This window comes from Actinomycetota bacterium (genome assembly GCA_030650795.1).
Taxonomy (GTDB): domain Bacteria; phylum Actinomycetota; class Actinomycetes; order S36-B12; family S36-B12; genus UBA11398.
Genome location: JAUSDJ010000036.1, coordinates 1 through 2,862, shown reverse-complemented (window position 1 = coordinate 2,862; position 2,862 = coordinate 1). Strand labels below are relative to the sequence as shown.

Here is a 2,862-nt window from a genome sequence, read left to right as displayed (position 1 = left end):
TGATGAAATTCCATTTACCTGTAATCCACCAAATACTCCAACAGATGAAACAGTGAGTGATGATCCAAATCCTACATTACCAGTAGCATTTAATGTTGTTAACTGAGTGTTTCCAACAACATTCAATGAACTGGAAAGGTTTACACCGGATGTAACAGACAAACTACTTCCAACAGAGACATTACCTGAAGTTGTGAGAGTAGAGGAGTTAATACTTGTTGAAGTTAATCCTTGAGTATTAACAATTCCTAAGTTAGACAGTCCAGTAACATTCAACCCATTCAATGCTCCAAATCCTGTTATTGATCCTCCAACTCCAACATTACCTGTAGTAGTGAGAGAAGAAGCATTAATGTCTGTTGCATTAATAGTAGTTGAATTGATTGCAGTAGTATTTAATCCTCCATTTAACTGAGATAGCCCTGCCACATTAAGTGAGGAGAGTAGATTTACTCCAGATGTAACAGACAGTGAAGTTCCAATTCCCACATTACCAGTTACATTCAAAGAAGATCCAATTCCTACAAATCCGGAAAGGAAGGTAGTACCGGTATTTAGTAAGTTGTAGTCTGCATTAGTATTACCAATTCCCACATTGCCATTATCCAAAACTACCAGACCAAAGGTATTGTTATCATTTGATGTGGTTAAGAAATTTAATCCTGTTGAATTGCCTGTTCCTCTTAGGTTTAATTTAGAATATGGAGCAGTAGTTCCAATTCCAACATTACCTGATGTAAATACAGCCCCGTAGTTATTGGTAGCCCCATTTTGTGCATCTACATACAATGAATAACTATTAGTCACATTAGTTGTTCCTACTCCTACATTGCCTGAAGCAATCTTCAGTCCTATTGAATTCGTTAAAGCAGCAGCTGAAGCGCCGGCTGGAGCACCTGAAATATTAACAGTTGAAGCTTCTGTGATTGTTTGGGTAGAGGCGGCAGTCACAGTAGGTTGATTAAATAGGGTAAATCTTTGAGTAGCGTAACCTCCAGTAATAGTCAGACTCAACCCAGACCCAAAGCTAAATACAGGTTTTTCACTAGTGATAGTACCATCACCCTGTGTGTATACAGCCAGACCGGTGTTATCATTCCACTGACCACCAAGATAAACTGTTGATGTTTGTCCTACAAGGTTGCTAATTCGTGGAGTAGCACTTGTATCAAAATATGATACACCTTCAATTGCAGCACCCAAACCACCTTGATTCGGAGCACCGAAGGATAATATCCCAATGCTATCCATAATAATCTGAGTTCGAGCATTGGTTTGGTTAGCCAGCACCTTAAACTTACTTGTTCCATTAAGCTGAAGATCAAGTAAGTTTCCGGTAAATCCAGAAGCAGCATTTACACCAAGTCCAGTTCCAGAGGTAGACCATCCAGTAGAAGTTGTTCCCGAAGGTTCTACTAATAGTTGTGGTTTGGTAGTAGTTGCAGATCCACCAGTAAACCAGTTACCAGAAAGTAATTCTCCAGGAGCAGATGCTCCACCATTGGTGGCTATCTGTAAAGCAGCTGTTGTAGAGGTTGTGCCAATACCCACATTTCCAGATACTGCTAATCCATTTGTTGGGAGTGTTGAAGTAGGCATAGATCCATACCCAATTGCAGCAGCACCATTAACTTGTAATGCCCCAACAGGATTAGTCACTCCTATCCCCACATTTCCACCTGCAGTTACAGTTATCCCAGAAGTTCCGGATCCATTAGTAGTTAAGGATAATGCATTGGTTGATGGAGACCAAAGACCAGTAGAGGTGGAATTAGAGAATGAGAAGGAAGGTAGGGAAGCTGTTCCATTAGGAGCCAGGAATTGGCCTGATGTGAGTGTCAGATTATTACCAAAAGTAGAAGTAGAGGAGACATTTAATGTTCCAGTAATACCGGTATTAGTTAGAGATGATACTCCAGTTACATTCAAAGAATTAAGAGAAGCAGCTGAAGTTGTAGTCAATGACCCTCCCACTGCTACATTACCTGAAGTAGTTAATGAAGAGGAGTTAATGTTGGTGGTATTTAACCCTCCGTTTAACTGAGATAGTCCTGTCACAGACAAAGAAGAAGACAAAGCTGTGCCTGATGTCACAGTTAAGCTTCCTCCTACTGCTACATTACCTGTAGTAGATATGGAAGCAATATTTAATGTTGATGCATTTAATGTCTGCGCATTAACAGTTCCAAGATTAGTCAGTCCTGTTACATTAAGTCCTGATAATGCTCCAAAGCCAGTAATCGATCCACCAACTCCAACATTACCTGTAGTAGTTAATGTTCCTCTAAACAGAGAAGCTCCATTAACAGTTAAGGTATTTAGATCAGTATTTCCCAAAGCTTGCAAAGAAGAAGAGAACAATCCAGCTGAGGTGACAGTTAATGATGATCCAAATCCTACATTACCAGTAGCATTTAATGTTGTTAACTGAGTATTTCCTACAACATTAAGAGAAGATGAAAGGTTTACGCCAGATGTAACAGAAAGAGATGATCCAACAGATACATTACCAGTCGTTGTCAAAGTAGAGGAGTTAATACTTGTTGAAGTTAACCCTTGAGTATTAACAATTCCTAAGTTAGATAGTCCAGTAACATTCAATCCATTCAAAGCTCCAAAGCCTGTTATTGATCCTCCAACTCCAACATTACCTGTAGTAGTGAGAGAAGAAGCATTAATAGTTGAAGCATTAATTGCAGCTGTGTTTATACCCCCAGATAATGATGAAATTCCATTTACCTGTAATCCACCAAATACTCCAACAGATGAAACAGTGAGTGATGATCCAAATCCTACATTACCAGTAGCATTTAATGTTGTTAACTGAGTGTTTCCAACAACATTCAATGAACTGGAAAGGTT

The 2,862-nt window shown here is 39.3% G+C and carries 1 protein-coding gene; it reads right to left on the bottom strand.

What is annotated here, in order from left to right:
- On the bottom strand, nucleotides 1-2,862 hold a 2,862-nt coding region (locus tag Q7L55_11925), incomplete at both ends, for a hypothetical protein (protein MDO8733256.1).